At 38.8% G+C, this 16,575-nt stretch carries 14 protein-coding genes and 1 pseudogene; 7 read left to right on the top strand and 8 right to left on the bottom strand.

Translation table 11 applies throughout. The features are described 5' to 3' along the window. Window positions 1–61: 61 nt before the first annotated feature. Window positions 62–679: a transcriptional repressor LexA gene (gene lexA / locus I6E80_RS18150; RefSeq protein ID WP_007584941.1), complete on the bottom strand. Its 618-nt coding sequence runs from the start codon at window positions 677–679 to the stop codon at window positions 62–64. A 167-nt stretch (window positions 680–846) separates the two neighbouring features. Here lexA and I6E80_RS18145 point away from each other — a divergent pair, with 167 nt between their 5' ends. Further along, window positions 847–1,287, top strand: a complete 441-nt coding sequence (locus tag I6E80_RS18145) for a PaaI family thioesterase (protein WP_024599638.1) — start codon at window positions 847–849, stop codon at window positions 1,285–1,287. On the opposite strand, the gene I6E80_RS18140 is transcribed toward I6E80_RS18145, so the two are convergent. Beyond that, on the bottom strand, window positions 1,288–1,668 hold the full coding sequence (locus tag I6E80_RS18140; RefSeq protein WP_008138697.1) for a hypothetical protein: 381 nt from the start codon (window positions 1,666–1,668) through the stop codon (window positions 1,288–1,290). Window positions 1,669–1,981: 313 nt separating this feature from the next. Here I6E80_RS18140 and I6E80_RS18135 point away from each other — a divergent pair, with 313 nt between their 5' ends. Continuing rightward, entirely contained in the window at window positions 1,982–2,707 is a 726-nt protein-coding gene (locus tag I6E80_RS18135; RefSeq protein WP_024599637.1) for a membrane protein, read from the top strand. An 82-nt stretch (window positions 2,708–2,789) separates the two neighbouring features. Here the strand turns inward: I6E80_RS18135 and I6E80_RS18130 are convergent, their stop codons facing one another. After that, window positions 2,790–3,110, bottom strand: coding sequence for a chaperone modulator CbpM (locus tag I6E80_RS18130; RefSeq protein WP_197186149.1), 321 nt, complete (start codon window positions 3,108–3,110; stop codon window positions 2,790–2,792). Then, on the bottom strand, window positions 3,110–4,078 hold the full coding sequence (locus I6E80_RS18125) for a DnaJ C-terminal domain-containing protein (RefSeq protein WP_197186148.1): 969 nt from the start codon (window positions 4,076–4,078) through the stop codon (window positions 3,110–3,112). The genes I6E80_RS18130 and I6E80_RS18125 overlap by 1 nt, the downstream gene beginning before the upstream one ends. A gap of 225 nt (window positions 4,079–4,303) precedes the next feature. On the opposite strand from I6E80_RS18125, the pseudogene I6E80_RS18120 reads away from it, so the two are divergent. From I6E80_RS18120 to I6E80_RS18100, 5 genes and pseudogenes are all read left to right on the top strand, one after another. After that, a pseudogene (locus I6E80_RS18120) lies at window positions 4,304–4,579 on the top strand (endonuclease I); the annotation flags it as partial. A 104-nt stretch (window positions 4,580–4,683) separates the two neighbouring features. Continuing rightward, window positions 4,684–6,117, top strand: a complete 1,434-nt coding sequence (locus I6E80_RS18115) for a tyrosine-type recombinase/integrase (RefSeq protein WP_231616824.1) — start codon at window positions 4,684–4,686, stop codon at window positions 6,115–6,117. Continuing rightward, complete coding sequence (locus I6E80_RS18110) at window positions 6,114–8,033, top strand: hypothetical protein (protein WP_197186146.1); 1,920 nt, start codon at window positions 6,114–6,116, stop codon at window positions 8,031–8,033. The genes I6E80_RS18115 and I6E80_RS18110 overlap by 4 nt, the downstream gene beginning before the upstream one ends. Continuing rightward, entirely contained in the window at window positions 8,033–9,949 is a 1,917-nt protein-coding gene (locus I6E80_RS18105; protein WP_197186145.1) for a hypothetical protein, read from the top strand. Before I6E80_RS18110 ends, I6E80_RS18105 begins: the two co-directional genes overlap by 1 nt. Beyond that, window positions 9,946–10,320, top strand: a complete 375-nt coding sequence (locus I6E80_RS18100) for a hypothetical protein (protein ID WP_197186144.1) — start codon at window positions 9,946–9,948, stop codon at window positions 10,318–10,320. Before I6E80_RS18105 ends, I6E80_RS18100 begins: the two co-directional genes overlap by 4 nt. A gap of 308 nt (window positions 10,321–10,628) precedes the next feature. Here I6E80_RS18100 and I6E80_RS18095 read toward each other — a convergent pair whose 3' ends face one another. The 4 genes from I6E80_RS18095 to I6E80_RS18080 form a co-directional block, all read right to left on the bottom strand. Continuing rightward, entirely contained in the window at window positions 10,629–13,742 is a 3,114-nt protein-coding gene (locus I6E80_RS18095) for an efflux RND transporter permease subunit (protein WP_182671364.1), read from the bottom strand. A gap of 53 nt (window positions 13,743–13,795) precedes the next feature. Then, entirely contained in the window at window positions 13,796–14,734 is a 939-nt protein-coding gene (locus tag I6E80_RS18090) for an efflux RND transporter periplasmic adaptor subunit (RefSeq protein WP_197186143.1), read from the bottom strand. Continuing rightward, window positions 14,731–16,053, bottom strand: coding sequence for a TolC family protein (locus I6E80_RS18085; RefSeq protein WP_182671362.1), 1,323 nt, complete (start codon window positions 16,051–16,053; stop codon window positions 14,731–14,733). The genes I6E80_RS18090 and I6E80_RS18085 overlap by 4 nt, the downstream gene beginning before the upstream one ends. Before the next feature lie 73 nt (window positions 16,054–16,126). Then, window positions 16,127–16,522, bottom strand: coding sequence for a hypothetical protein (locus I6E80_RS18080; protein ID WP_182671361.1), 396 nt, complete (start codon window positions 16,520–16,522; stop codon window positions 16,127–16,129). Window positions 16,523–16,575 lie beyond the last annotated feature (53 nt).

Raw genomic sequence — 16,575 nt, 5'->3', positions numbered from 1 at the left:
AAAAATGCGTACTAATTAGTACGCATTTATAAAACTGCTTGTTTAAAAGCTATTTTTAAAGTCACATCCAATCAGCGTTTCTTATAACGCCAACGGCTAAGCCTTCAATATTAAAAGACTCATTCTCAAGATCTACTTCAATAGATTCAAAATCGTCGTTTTCAGCATGAAGTAATACTTTACGACCTGCTTTCTCAAGACGTTTTACAGTTACGTCTTCGTCTAAGCGGGCAACAACAACTTGTCCGTTTTCAGCGGTTTGAGTACGATGTACAGCAAGTAAATCACCATCCATAATACCAATATCTTTCATGCTCATACCGTTAACGCGTAGTAAAAAATCTGCAGCCGGTTTAAACATTAATGGATCGATTTTGCAGTGACTTTCAACGTGCTCTTGCGCCAAAATAGGTGAACCAGCAGCAACACGCCCTATAAGCGGTAAACCTAATTGTTCTGGCTCTTCTTCTTCAATTAACTGAATACCACGGCTTGCACCTGGCTTCATTTTAATGGCGCCTTTTTTAGCAAGTGCTTTTAAATGTTCTTCAGCAGCATTGGCACTTTTAAAACCTAATGTTTGCGCTATTTCAGCACGTGTAGGAGGCATACCAGTGTCTTTAATAAAAACTTTAATTAGTTCGAGTATTTGAGCTTGGCGGTTCGTTAATGGTCGCATACAACTGGTTTTCCATACAGTACATTTAACTGTGAGTATATACAGTTAAATAAAAATCGCAAATTTAAATTAAGCCTTAAAATAGCCAAAGTAATTTCACTTGTGTACATTTTAGGGATATAACTAAAACTAAGTTTATAAATGATAAAAAAAGCAAAGGAGTCATTATGAGTATTTGGTATCAACCTATTACTTTAGAGTTTTGCAAACAGCTAGATGAAGGTATAAATGGTCAAGGTACGCTGATGAAAACTATGGGGATAGAAATCACAGAGATTGGCGATGATTACTTGGTTGCCACAATGCCAGCAATTCCTGAGCATCATAACCCAATGGGGATGGTTCACGGCGGTGCTAACGTTGTACTTGCCGAAACAGTTGCCAGCTATGCAGCTAACTTTGTTGTCGATTTTACAAAATTTTACTGCGTGGGACAGGAAATTAGCGCAAGTCATTTAAAAGCGTCTCGTAACGGCACTTTAACAGCCACGGCAAGAGCATTTCATATCGGTAAACGTAGTTCAGTATGGGAAATAAAAATTACAAATAGCCGCAATGAGCTGTGCTGCGTATCTAAAATGACCGCAGCAGTCGTAGAGCGAAGATAGTTACTTTTCGATTGGGTAAATTGTAATTTCCATACCCGCACCAATCGCAGATATACGTAGTAATGTATCTGCATCTAAGGCTTGATTAAAGCACTTAGGAGAAGTGCCTGATTCAAAACCAATATCAAACGTTCTACGTGAACAGCTTAACCATTGCTTTAGCGCGTTACGCGAACACGATTCAATAAGCTCACATATATGGTTTATTGCTTTGTCAGGCGTGTTTACTACACCTGTTGCTTCAATACGCGCTAATTGACGGTATTCGTCTTTGTCATAATGTAAAATCGTAGCGACTTTTTTCAAGTCCGCCACTAGCAAACTAATATCTTGCTTTGATTCAAGCTCAAGATCTACATTTAAAAATTGAATTTCCGACATCGTTTCGTATTTATCCTCTAATAATTTCATTGCAAACTTTAACGCAGTTTTACCGTTATACCAAATCAACTATGCTCTATTAACCACTTTATATGGATATTTCGCAGCTTTTAAGTATTTATTAGCATTTAAAGCTAGCTAGATATCAAACATTCAGCTCAATTAAACAAATAAATCATGTTAGCAATTTAAGTGTAATCTTTTTTATTTTTAAATGATTACAGTAAGCTATAGTTTAAACTGCGACAAAATGTCGCAGTAACTTATCTCATTAATGTAATAAACTAGCCTCTAAAAATAATAAGACTAAAACATGAATAAAAAAATATTTAAACATGCTCGCAAGTTACATAAATGGTTAGGTTATTTATTAGCATTACAAATTTTAGCTTGGCTATTAGGTGGTTTAGTAATGAGCGCTATCCCTCTTGATAAAGTTCATGGGAAGCATCTTGCAACACGCACTCTTAATAACCCATTTACGCAAGCTGATTATGTTGCCTCCCTTGACGATATTGCATCTCAGGTGGCTAATCCAACACAAATAATTTTTGAGAACTTCTTAACCACACCTATAATTACAGTTATAAATAAAGATGAACAGCAAAGCTTTAACGGTATAACAGGCCGGCCTTTTGAGCCGCCGACTAAAATACAAATTACCGCAAATGCTAAAGCACACTTACTTATTGATGCTCAAGTGACAAGCGCTGTATTGCTAAAGCAAGGTATGCGAGAAGTTGGATATAAAACCAATGTTTGGCAGGTACAATTTGACGACACATTTAACACAACACTGTACTTGTCAGAAAATAACGGCAGAGTTGTCACCGTTCGCAGCACACTCTGGCGAATTTTCGACTTTTTTTGGATGTTACATATTATGGATTACGATGAGCGAGAGGATTTTAATAATCCGCTGCTTATTAGTTTTGCAGCAACCAGCGTACTTTTTTGTTTAAGTGGAATATTACTACTTATACAAAATATACGACTAAAACGATTTATCCGAATTAAAAGTAAGAATAAATCAAAGTAGTCATATTTCATATTGGTTTTTGAGAACTAGCTCACTCTCACCATAGAGTAAGTAAGCCCTAGGAAGTACACAAGGGCAGATTTTATTCCAAGTGTTTAAATCGACTCAAATGTCGCTTTAACATTTCGTTTTCGAAAATCAACTCATCACGCTCATCCAGTAATTGTAAAACTAAGGCTATTGCCGACCAATCTAACGAAAAGTCATGTTGAATACGGGCCGCTTTTTTAACTAAAGTCACTGCAGATACCGTAAATTGCCACTGCGTAATATGATCCCCCTCAATTGGAACCGCAATATTATGCTCAACTAGCTCATATAAAATTGCTTCGCTAATATCACTGCTCAAACATAGCTCTTTGCTAGTAAGTAAATCGTCTTTTTGTGTCACGATAATTTGCATTATGGCTTGCTCCAGTTATTACGGGGATCAAAGTGAGCTTTTTCGGCTAATTCTTCCCACAGTTTTTTACTGGCATCATCAATAGATGTTGGATTAACAATTTTAAGCACAGCAAATAAATCACCTTTGGCTTTTTTACTCATTAATCCCTTACCTTTAATACGCAAGCGTTGACCTGACTGACTATTAGATGGAATAGTTAATTGGATTTTGCCTGCCAACGTAGGTAAATTTATTTTTGTACCAAGAGCCGCTTCCCATGGTGCAAGAGGGACGACTATATTTAGGTTATGGCCTTCAACATCAAATAATGGGTGAGGCACTAAACTAATTTGTAAATACAAATCACCATTTTTCCCATTCGCTGACCCTAATCCGCCTTGCCCTTTTAGTCGAATTCGCTCACCATTTACTGAACCTGCAGGAATTTTCACTTTAAGTGATTTTTTAATTTCAGAGACACGCCCACTGCTATCTCGCTGCGGTAACATAAACTCAACAGGCTTAACGGTATCAACTAAAGTCTCTTCAAGAAAAATTGGGAATTCTATTTCCACATCTTGTCCTTTTTGCGCGCGAGCGGCGTTACTTCTGCTCTGCCCGGAACGATCGAACCCACCAGTTCCGCCAAACATTGAATTAATAAAATCAGAAAACTCTTGGTCGGTTTGAGGATCGCTCTGCTGGTAATTACTTTGCGAAGAGGCATTGTTACCACCATAATTACCTTGTTGTTGACGAGCACGATTTTGCTGGTGACGACGTAACTCGTCGTATTTTACACGTTCTTCTTTGTTATGAATGACTTCGTAAGCTTCTGCTATTTCTTTAAACTTATCTTCTGCTTGAGGCTCTTTGCTTACATCTGGGTGATATTTTCTGGCTAACTTTTTATAAGCTACTTTAACCGCTTTATCGTCTGCATCAGGCGATATTCCAAGCACTGCATAATAATCAACAAATTTCATTTGCAATCCAAATCCCCATATTGAGTAAGCTTTAAGCATACTCCTTAACGGGTAATCTTGTGTGGTTAAAATACGATAAATAGTAAGAAATAAATGAATAGTGAAAATAACTTTAAGTAAAAAATTAATCAGACACCTTTTAGTAATATAAGTACAGGCCTTAAGTTAACTTTATCTTTTATCTTCAAGGCTTTAAACTGCCTGTTCCTGTAGTTCACATTTGTGATGGATATGACTCGATTTATTCTGGCCTTACTGGCTTGTTGTGTGTGCGTTTCGGTATCTGCCGAACAATTTACCCGTTTTTCAACGGCTAAAAGACATTTAATTAAAACCCTACCAGACAACGCTAAAAGTATTTACTGCGGTTGTGATATTAAAAAAGAAGGCAAAAAACTCATTCCTGATCCTTCTAACTGTGGTTACATTCCTCGAAATACACTTACCCGCTCAGGTAAAGTAAATGTGCGAGCACTACGCATTGAGTGGGAACATATTGTACATATAAGTTTTTCATAAAAAACCATACATATAACTATTTAACAAAGTGGACAAAATATAGTTAAGAACTAACCTTTAGTTTTAAGTGTTCGAAATTGAAGCTAATGACAAATAGATGCTACTTAGTTCTAATACCAAAATTTGATCTTGACCCTAGCTATAATTTAAAAGATCAAACAACAGGTCTTCGAAATATCCTTGAAGAAAACACGCCTATTTCATTTTGTGAAATGAAATATTATCCACACTTTCCTATAATTTTAATTAATGATAATTATCCATGGGAAAATCCACTAAGGTATTTTCTAAACAAAATAAGAAGTAGCTATGAAGTACCATCACCTGAAACTCTAAAATCCATAGCCTCAAGCTTAATAGACTATTATAACTTTTGTTCGAATGATTCTGTTGATTATTTAAGCTGCGAACACCCTCTAAAATCACCAATAAGAAAATATAAAAGCCACCTAATATATAAAATCAAAACAGAATCTATTGCAGTTTCAACCGCAAAACTTAGGCTAAACCATGTTGTTAATTTCTATAGATATTTGATCAAAGTAGAAGAGATTGCGTTTCAACATCCTCCTTTTGAAGATAGTGAAGGCATTATTTCAATTTATAATAATGAAACTAATCAGTACTACCATAAAATAAATTTAACCTCCGATGTTCAGCGTGGTCTAGGTAATACAGGGTATAACCACCAAGACTCTGCCTTTAAAGGAAATATAAGGGACTATGGTGACCTGAAGCCCCTGTCTTTAAATGAGCAAAGTATTTTGATAAAAGCTCTAGATGAGCTTGGTAATATTGAAATGAAGCTTATATTTTTAATCGCTTTAACCACAGGTGCAAGAAAAGAAACCATTCTCACTTTGAGGCGCGCTGATTTTTCTTCTTCCTATGAGAAACAAAAAGAAGTAATTATTTATGCTGGCGATTGGCTCAGAAGACCATCCAATTCGCCTCGAGAGGTAGAAGTACCTTTACCTGATAGTAAATCAAATAAGCCTATAAAAATTTTTTTCCCGATACCAATATATAACAAAGTTAAAACTTATATAAATTCACCAAGAGCCTTAAGTAGGCTTAAAAAAGTAGATACCGCTAAAAAAGCTAAGTCTGCTCATTATGTTTTTTTATCACAGCAAGGCAACCCTTTCTTTATCTCTAAATTTGATGAAAATATTTTTGACTACCAGACAAGACCAACAGGCCAAGCCCTAGCTACTTTTATCCAAGAAAAGCTCAAGCCCCTTTTGAAAACTATGGGATTCAGCTCACATTTTAAGTTTCATGATCTCAGAGCAACATTTGGGATGAACTTAACAAATTGTCTAATTAAAAAGGCAAAGGATGAACAAAAAGTAGATTTAAGTGAAGCATTAATTATTGTGAAGACCAGAATGAATCACTCTAGTTTTTCTACAACGCAACAATATTTAAATTTTAAAAGTAACTCAGCTTTAATGGCCAAAGCACAAAAAAATTATGAAAAATACTTGGCAGATATATTTGAGAACCTCCCCATATGATCGAAAATAAAAATAAGTTTTGGGAAAAAGCTCCTGAAACAGTTTATACAATTCAGGAGTTATTTGTACTTTTTGAACAAGACAAAACTCTCAGCCAAATAAGGCCATATAGTCAAGTAATAATCTATATTGAAGATGAGCAATATTGTTTCAATTTGGCTCTAATATGTTACAGGCAAGCTAAAAAAGTATCCAAAAGAAGTAATAAAAATGTGTTGTTCATTTCATCGAGCATTATTGCTGGCGCGGATGCTTTTGCATTTTCCGTCATTCAATATGTTTTATTTGAGAAGCAAAAAGGATTGAAAGTTCTACAAAAGCTGCAAAGTGCAGTGAAATATATTGCCAATTCAGCCCAAGTAAAAGGATTTCCTTCAACCGGAAATCTAAATGAAGCAAGAAATTTTTTAGATAATTTTATAGCCGAGTTACAACACCAGATCAAAATCTATCAACGACATTATTCGGGAATATCAACTAACACTGCAAAAAAATTTGTATCCACACTCACCTCGCTACTATCAATACATGCAAATGTTGATAAAAACACATTAAAAATTGGAATTGAAAGTATAAGAGTTAATAGCAATGAAGTTATTCATTCTGAAGCATTAAGCAATGAAGAGCTATCTAAACACTTTAATTTTTATACTACTATGTTTAGACAACTAGCAAAAATTATATTAGATGAGTGCTCCTTCCCACAAAAGCTAAGTCTCCCTGAACAAGATATTTGGCTTATTGGTGATAGCTTTATTGATACAAAATTAAACTATAATCACGATAGTAGCCCTAGATTTATCAAGGGTTTTGATTACTCTAATGGCAAGCCTAAAGATCGAGATGAACTTCTTACTGAAGGCTATTCTTGGATACAGTCAAGTGACATATTAAGAAAGTACAAACACTCTTTACAACAAGCGAATGGAGATAAATCGATAATTAAAAGGCGCTTAGCTACGCTTGCATGCAATGCTTATTTCATGCATTTCTTAACCCTAACTGGTATGAATGATTCGGTCGCATCAAGATTAAAATTCAACCATTCATACGAAATAAAACCAGAGAGCATCCATTTCAAAGTTATAAAGTATCGAGCTGGAAATAAAAAGATATCTTTTTCAATACAATCTGAATTTATAGAAGACTTTAAGCTTTATTTGAAGTTGAGAGAAAAATTATTAATTAAATATAACTCTAGCCTCTCTACTCTTTTTATAAAGTCAGTGGTTTATAAAGTAACTTCTCCTAACACCGATGGCACCACAACTTCAAAAATAAGGAAATTAATGAAGACCTTAACTGGTAATGCTATTGGAGGTACTAGTAGGCAACTAAGAGTTACAAAAGGGGTTTGGATTAGAAGCAAGTATGGTGAAACAGTTTCGGCCTATTCTCTACAGCATAATGTGGGAACTTCAATAAAGTCTTATACATCTCAAACAGAAGAGAAAACAATAGATGAATTAACCAACTACTTTGACAAACTTAACGCTAAAGTAATCAACAGAAAAGACTCTACCATTGATATAACTGAGGTTGGGGGATGTAGTGATAAGTACAATCCCTCAAACCAAAAAAATATAGATACTCCAAGTAACTGCATCGAGAATGAGGGATGTCTCTTTTGTGATAAATATAGAGTTCATGCTGATGAAATAGATATTCGTAAATTACTTTCACTTAAATACGTAATAGAACAAAGTAAAAGCTTATCAAAAAGTATAGAACAATTTCACCAATTTTTCGGGCCCGTACTAGAACGAATTGATGAGCTATTACATTCACTTAAAAATGCAGATCCTGCATTAGAAAAAAAAATCCTTCGCGTTAAAAGTGAAGTTTTCGAATATGGTAAGTTGACACCCTATTGGATAAGAAAAATAGAATTACTTGATACACTTGGAGTATTTTAATGTCTACCAACAGCTCACTTATTACATTTAACGCAGAGCAACAATTAAAAGAGAATCCGGTGATCTCTAAAGATATTAATGGCTCTGTTATCAGTCGATTGGGTGACAATATAATCGACTTATCCCCTTATTCTACTTCTGCTTCAAAATATAGCTCGAAGTTCAATTTTCAAAAGATATCCCCTAAATATAGAGAGCAAATAAAAACCCTTTGGTACATACTATTTAAATACGGCAAGGGGAAAAACAACAACAACTTATCTGTATCAACGCTTTATAAAGTATTCAATGAATTTTTATGTAAATTATCATTATTTTCTGTAAAAAATGATATTGAGCCTATCAAAGTTTTATCACATGAAAAAAGCATGTTTGCCTTTATAAGAAAAAATGCTAATAGTCGTCCATTCCTAAAAACGGCACAAAGTTCTCTTTCACTATTTTACAGTCGTCCTGAAAAAGCTGGATTTATAGTTAGCTTGCCTGAAGTTTTATCTCAATATATAGCCAGTAAAATTAAACTTTTTGACGCACACTTAGAGCAAACGACACTAATTCCTCCACGCCTATATACAGGAATGATAAGTCAATCATGGAGCTTGATTTATGAACACCAGAGACACCAATTAAAAATTACATCATTAATAATTAAAATACTCGATAGTAGAATGTCTATTAGTAACCCCCACAATCAAAAAGTCAGCTATGATTTCGAAAGTTTAGGGCCTGTAATTTATGGGTATATTAAAAAACAAACTAATGGCATAAGGGGTTTTATTAAATATTTAACTGCAATTATGGGGGTTTGTAAAAATCTTATTCAAATATACTCTGGAATGAGAAGTAACGAAGTCTTAAGTTTAGACTCACATTGTTTATCTTTAGATATGAAGAATATAAGGCCGAAGGCGAGAATTATAGGGAACACAACTAAATATATAGGGAATAAAAAAATTGCGCAGTGGATTACATCATCTGAAATTGAACATGTCGTCAGCTTATTACATTCGATAACCAAGCCAATTGCAGATAAACTACCTAATATTTCATTTTCCCATAATGTGCCCAAAAATAAAAAGCCATGTCCTTTATTTTTAAGTGTTCAGTATTTAAAGCAACCTCAATATCTCGATAAAAAACCACTTGGAGCTGTTGGAACATTAAATACCTCTCTAACAATGAATGGTCTTTATGACTATTCAGAGTTCATAATATCTGAAAATGATTCTGACTTTATGAGAAAAGTAGAACCTCATCGAGACTGGCAAAATTCAAGTTTTGCTACAGGACTTCCATTTCCATTTAAGGGTCACCAGTTTCGAAGAAGCCTTGCTGTATACTCTGCCCAATCAGGATTAGTGTCTATTGGTTCTCTTCAAAATCAACTGAAACATCTGTGCCAAGAAGTATCATTTTATTATCGGAATGGTGCAGAAAATGCAAAAGGCTTATTTAACATGCCCTCTCAGAACCATATAGGAGACCTATACAATAAGTTAAAGCCAGAATCGGATTTTTTGTCTTACCTATTTGAAGTTATATATTCGGAAGAGAAGTTGCTAGGGAATCAAGGCCGCGCATATCAAAATTTAAGAAATAAAAGTAATTATAATATTTTATCCGATAGAAAACATACTCTTAAGCAATTTAAAAATGGTTCTTTAGCTTATCAAACAACCTCATTAGGTGGTTGTTCCAGTGTAGAGCCATGTAATAAAAGATTAACCAGAACAATAACGGCTTGTATTAGCTGTGAACATGCGACGATTAAACTTAGTCGAGTTCACAGGGCTATAGAAACTTTATCTATATACTTAGATGATCACCCAACAACCTCTGTTGAATATAGAAGTGAAAAAAGTGAGCTTGAGGCCTTAATTTCTTTCAGAGAAAATAAAAGGAATTCATTAGAATGAATAACAATCAACATTACTTCGAAGCATTAAATCGCTTATTAGACAAAAAGCCTGAAATAATAGACGACCTTTCTTATAAGATAAACTTGGATACAGTCGCTATTGAAGCTGGCCGAAAAAGAGGTTCGATAAAATCGGGCAGAAAAAGCTTTCAAATTTTGATTTCAGAGATAGAAAGGGCAGCTGTAATCTATGAAGAAAAAAATAAGAAAAAGCCTAGCAGCCCAGAAAAGTACAGAATGAAATATACCGTGCTGAAAAAAAAGTATGACGATTGCTTGAACCGAGAAGCAATATTAATTGAAAAGTTATTTTTATTAGAATCTAAAGTAAAGGTTTTAGGGAATAAAAACATACATAAAATTAGATGACTATATTAACTTATCACAAGCCATTGGAAGTAAAGCCCTACAGTCTCATATGTGCCAATTGCAGTTGTTGAGCAGAAATTCTCTGACGGTCTGCTTTGAGCCTATAAGCGGACAGTCGAACGTTAGACCTGACTGTTAAATTTGTGTCATTTGCAGATCATCATTCGACCTTGATTGAATTGGTGGTAATTGTAGTATTCCGGACAATCAGCTTCTTATTGGTGAATATACAGTTCAGTAATCATTTTCAGTTGTTTTAAATTTCCAGACGAAGAGCACCGTATTTTCTGCAATACGGTGCCCAACATTCACTCCTTAGTTAATTTCGAGTGCATCATCCGATATAAAATAGGCAAAACGACCAATGTTAGGATGGTGGACGAGATGATCCCGCCAATCACTACCGTTGCAAGCGGTCTTTGCACTTCAGCGCCAGTCCCGACATTCAGTGCCATGGGGATGAAACCTAAACTTGCTACCAGTGCCGTCATCAGAACCGGACGCAATCTTGTGATAGCTCCATCAACGATTGAGTTAATCAAGTCACCTGTTTCTAGTACTCGCTGTTTAATAAATGACAACATCACTAAGCCGTTTAGTACCGCAATACCAGAGAGCGCAATAAACCCGACTCCGGCAGATATAGACAGTGGCATGTCACGCATCCAGAGTGCGAAAACACCTCCTGTTAAGGCTAAAGGCACACCAGTGAAGATGATCAAGGCATCACGAAATGAGCCAAACACCACCACTAGTAACACAAGTATCAGGAAAAGCGTGGCCGGCACCACGATAGACAGTCGCTGACTGGCACTTTCAAGCTGTTCAAACGTGCCGCCATAATCCAGCCAGTAGCCTGCTGGTAGAGCTACCTGTTCGGTTATTTTGATTTTGGCTTCGTCAACAAAACTCCCCAAGTCGCGCTCTCTGACATTGGCGGTAACCACGACTCTGCGCTTACCGTTTTCTCGACTGATTTGATTGGGAACAGACGAATAACCCAGCGTAGCGACTTCTGATAACGGCACAAATTCCCCATCGGACGTAATAATAGGAGTGCTGTCAATGGCATCTAAGTTTGTGCGGATACCTTCATCAAATCGCACAAGCAACTCGAATCGTCTATCTCCCTCAAAAATTAAGCCTGCGGTATTACCCCCGATAGCTGACGCCAACCACTCCTGTAAATCGGCGACGTCCAATCCATAACGTGCCAACTCGACTGGCTTGGGGTTAATAGTGAAGATAGGGATATCATCGACCTGTTCAAGTCGTGCATCCGCCACGCCGTCAATTGATTGCAAAACTGTTAAGATGTCGTTTGCAGAGGCAACAAGCGTGGTTAAATCATCTCCGAAGACTTTTATACCAAGATCAGCCCTTACCCCACTAATCAACTCGTTAAAGCGCATTTGGATAGGTTGGGTAAACTCATAGTTATTACCTGTCACCGCTTGTAAGTCTCGCTCAAGGGTTTCCACGAATTCAGCTTTTGATAGGTCAGGATCAGGCCATTGCGCTCGTGGTTTTAGCATCACAAAGGTATCGGTTACGTTGGGCGGCATCGCATCGGTAGCTACTTCTGCGGTACCGGTTTTCGCAAACACTGTGAGTACCTGTTCGTATTCCATCAAGGTAGATTCAAGTGTTTTTTGCATTGCGACGGCTTGTTCAATACCTGTGCCCGGTATTCGCATGGCGTGCAGTGCGATGTCTCCTTCGTCAAGCTGGGGAACAAACTCAGAGCCTAATCGCGTTGCCAACCATAAGCTGCCCACTACCAGCACGACTGAGCCGAAAAGCACTATCCAGCGTAATTTCAGTGCAAGATTAATGATAGGACGATAGGCGGATTTAGCTGCAACAATAATGAAGCTTTCTTTCTCACTGACTTTACCTGCCATAAACATCGCGACTGCCGCCGGTACAATGGTAATGGAGAACAGCATCGCTGCTATCAGCGCCATGATGACCGTTGCCGCCATTGGTTGGAACATCTTGCCCTCAACGCCTGTCAATGAGAACAGCGGGATATACACGACAGTAATAATCAATACACCGAATAAGCTAGGACGAATGACTTCGTTGGTCGCTTGAAAAACCAGTTCTAGCCGCCCTTTTAGTGGCAAGACTCCACCTGTGCGTTTCTGAGACTCGGATAACCGCCTGATACAGTTCTCTACGATGATCACCGCACCATCGACAATTAATCCAAAATCCAATGCCCCAAGGCTCATTAGGTTGGCAGACACACCGGTATTGACCATCCCAGTGATGGTCGCCAACATCGCTAGCGGTATAACTGCCGCAGTGATGAGCGCGGCGCGAATATTGCCAAGCAATATGAACAAGATCACTATGACTAATAACGCACCTTCCACTAAATTCTTCTGAACCGTTTCGATAGCTTTATCGACCAGTAGGGTACGGTCGTAGACTGGCTCAATGACAATACCATCAGGCAAGCTGGATTGAATGTCCTTCACCTTTTTGGCTACGGATTGAGCAACGGCTCGTGAGTTTTCGCCGACTAGCATCATTGCTGTACCTAAAACGGTCTCTTCACCCTCCTGCGTTGCCGCACCAGTTCTCAGCTCCTTACCAATAGCCACACTGCCAATGTCTTTCACCGCAACGGGGACAGTATTAATGCGTTTTATTACCACATTTTCGATATCGCTAAGTGTTTGAAGTTGACCTTGTGAGCGCACCAGTATTTGTTGCCCATTTCGCTCAACAAACCCCGCCCCCTGATTGGTGTTGTTTCGCTCCAGAGCACGATGGATATCGCTTAGACTAATGTCAAAATTCAGCATAAGCTGTGGTTCAGGATTCACATGGTATTGCTTAACATAGCCTCCAATGGCGTTGACTTCAGTGATCCCCTTAACCAGTGCGAGCTGCGGTTTTACAATCCAGTCGTGTATCTCGCGAAGCGCCATTGCATTGTAAGGCTCACCATTTTTTTGCATCGCATTTTGCTTGGCTCGCAAGGTATACATGTAGATTTCGCCCAACCCAGTAGCGATAGGTCCCATTTCAGGCGCTAACCCTTCTGGTAGCTGACTTTTGATTGCGCCTAATCGCGTATTGATGAGATTACGCGCAAAATACAGATCAGTGCCTTCATCAAATACCGCTGTTACCTGAGACAGGCCGTAGCGTGATAAAGAGCGGGTGTAGGACAGGTCAGGTAATCCCGCCAGTGCTGTTTCTACTACGAATGTGATCCGCTGCTCGGTTTCCAAAGGCGAATAGCCCGGTGCTTGTGTATTGATTTGCACTTGCACGTTAGTGATATCGGGTACCGCATCGATAGGTAATTTTTGATAACTGAATATCCCCATGCCCAGCACAAGGAAGATCAACATCAGCATTATCCCTCGTCGCTCTATGGATAAACGTAATATGGATTCAATCATGTGTTCGTCCCCCAATAACTGAGACGCATGACCAAGTAAATAGCATTGAGTTATTAGTGGTCATGACCGGCCTCCGACTTTTCTAAATCGGCTTTAAACAGGTAGCTGTTCTGGCTGACAATCACATCTGCAATGTGCAGACCTGATAACACTTCAATATTGTAGTTATCTTGTTGACCTAAGGTAACGGGCACGGGACGGTATTCATCACCTTCTTTGACAAACACGACAGAAGCCCATTCAAACTCTTGAATCGACGCTTTAGGCACCATCATGGCGACATCAAGTTTGTTGATTGTGACAAGCCCTTTGATAGCCGCGCCAACCGGCCACTGACCTGAGGTATTAGCTATTTTGGCATACGCCAATACATACGGTTTTTCATCTGGCGAGGGTAAGATATGCTGGATAGTGGTTTCTAACGATGAGCCTGCCACACTAAGTTGAACACTTTGCTGCTCTGCAATATCAGAGAGCTGTTGTGGGAAGACTTTAAGCTGTGCCCACACGTCATCATAGTTTGCGATTGAAAATAACACTTGGCCATTAGATAACTCGCCTTCATTGGCATGTCTGGCAATCACGGTGCCTGAAAACGGCGCGGCAACGGGATAACTTTTCAGGCTTTCGTTGGATTCAACTACCGCCAGTGTCTCGCCTTTTTTAACTTTTTTACCTAAATTTGCATTGACCTTGGTCACCATACCGTCGAATCGTGCACGCACATGACTCAGTGAAGCAGGGTCGGTCACGATATTTCCGTAGACAGTGGTGGTAATATTGAGACTACCCGTTTGCACACTTTGCGTCATTACGCCCATTTTTTGCGCCATGCTATCTGACATGAATACGCGTTCATCCTTATGGGCTTCCTCTTTACCATGTTCGCCTTCTGATGCTTGTATTGTGGTGCTTGAAAAAAATCCCAACGCACTGCAAACAATGAAAACTAACAGAGCGTTTTGCTTCTTATTTAATATATTTTTGTTCATTTTGTTTTTCTCGAAAAAGAGGTGTTGATCGTATCCACAAGTGGCTGTGCAGTCAGTGATTCGATATCTGCACCGCGCTGATGAGCTTGCTTCGCTGATTGAATTAAGGCTTGTTTGGCATTGAGTAGTTCTTGACGTGTACTCACCCATTCAAGGTAGCTGAATCGACCGTTGATATAGGCTTGTTCTACTAATTCCAGCGCTTGAACTAAGGGTGGGATAATAGAGTTTTGCAGTGTATGTACATTGAGCAACGCATTGTTTCTGACCATCAAGGCCATATTTAGCTGATGGTATAGGTTTTGAGTCGCTGACTCTTTTTGTTGTTCCAGCTGTGCCTGAATTGCCCGCTGCTTTTGGTACTCGCCAAGATTTCGGTCACCGGCAAACAGAGGCATACTCACGCCTGCTACAAAGGCTGTTTCATCTATGCCATTCATGCGCCTGATACCGGCCGTCCAGCTTAAATCCGATTGATTAGCTGCTTGAGTAAGGCGGACTTGGGAAGCCTGCAATCTCGAACCTTGCGTATAGACCTCAAGATTGGGACTGTCCAATAGAGTGGTGAAAAGCGCGGTTAACGAAGGAGACGATTGCAGCGCAAATAAGTCACCCTCCACATCAGTAAAAGTGGGATCTTTTTCCCCCCACATAATAGCCAGACTATTTATCATGCCTTGCTTAGTTTGCTGTGCCGTCACCACATCCAGTCTAGCTCTTGCTAGCGCTGCTTCAGCGCGTTTCTGTTCAAATGCAGGGGAAGCACCTGCATCCACGCGTCTTGTGACAGCCTGATAGGTATATCGAGCAAGTGTTTCTGCCTCTTGTTGCGCGTCAATTAACGCTTGTTGCGCCAATACATCGATGTAGCGACGTGTCACTTCAGCCAGTACATCCAAGGTGTGCACTTGTTTTTGCGCTTCGACTAAGGTGGATTGCGCCTTAGCAAACGCCTTACGTGAGTTGAGTTTATTGCCCAATTCAATGACCGACGACAATGTGAGAGTCAACTCGGTGTCCTTAATGCCAGAGACCTCGCCTGTTCCTAAGAAGTTTTCCATTTCAATGCCTACGTTGAGGGCTGGTTTGAGAGAAGCAGTTTTAATTTCTCCCTCAATCGCTTGTTGCCTATATGTGAACTCATGCAACTCGGGTGAATTCGCTAATGTTCGCTGTATGGCGCTTTGCAAGGTCATTTCGCGATTGGTGATACTGTTTGTTTGTGCTACTACCACGGTGTGTGTTGTCAAAAGAACAAGCATCGTGAAAATCACCCAAGCGTGCACACGCATAGGGCGACTCAATGAAAAATGCATCATTGTTTTATTCCTAAATTATCAAAAAAATATATATCGCCAAACTGTTGGCGAACGGTGTTTGATTAGTTCAGGGTTATGCTTTAGGTGGGCGTAGTAATTGCGTGATCGGTGCATCTATTACTTTTGATAAGTAATAGAAATTGTGATGGGTGGCAACAGAATCGAGTTCGATACCATTGGTGCTTACAATCCATTGGGCATGGGTTCCGTGACAATGGCCACAGTGGTGGCAATCAGCAGGATTGTGAGATTTATCTACGGGGACGTTATCAGCATCAGGTTGTTCGCTAGATTTTAGTTGAACCTGCGCATGTTCAGTAGCGATGTTATCGCCCAATTGATGTTCGTGTATTTCATTTAGATGTTGTGAGTCGACAGTATGAGAATCCAATGTATTGGCGACAGCAGAAAACGACTGAAACAAAATCAGCGAAATCAGCAGGTAACTTGTCACCCTTACACTAAACATATCTATCTACTCTCATCTTTTTCATATTAACAGGTAATCGAACTAAGACCAAT

This window comes from Pseudoalteromonas sp. NSLLW218 (assembly GCF_015864775.1).
In the GTDB taxonomy this organism is placed as follows: Bacteria; Pseudomonadota; Gammaproteobacteria; order Enterobacterales; family Alteromonadaceae; genus Pseudoalteromonas.
Note: the sequence above shows the minus strand (reverse complement) of the source record. Positions and strands in the feature narration are given on the sequence as shown.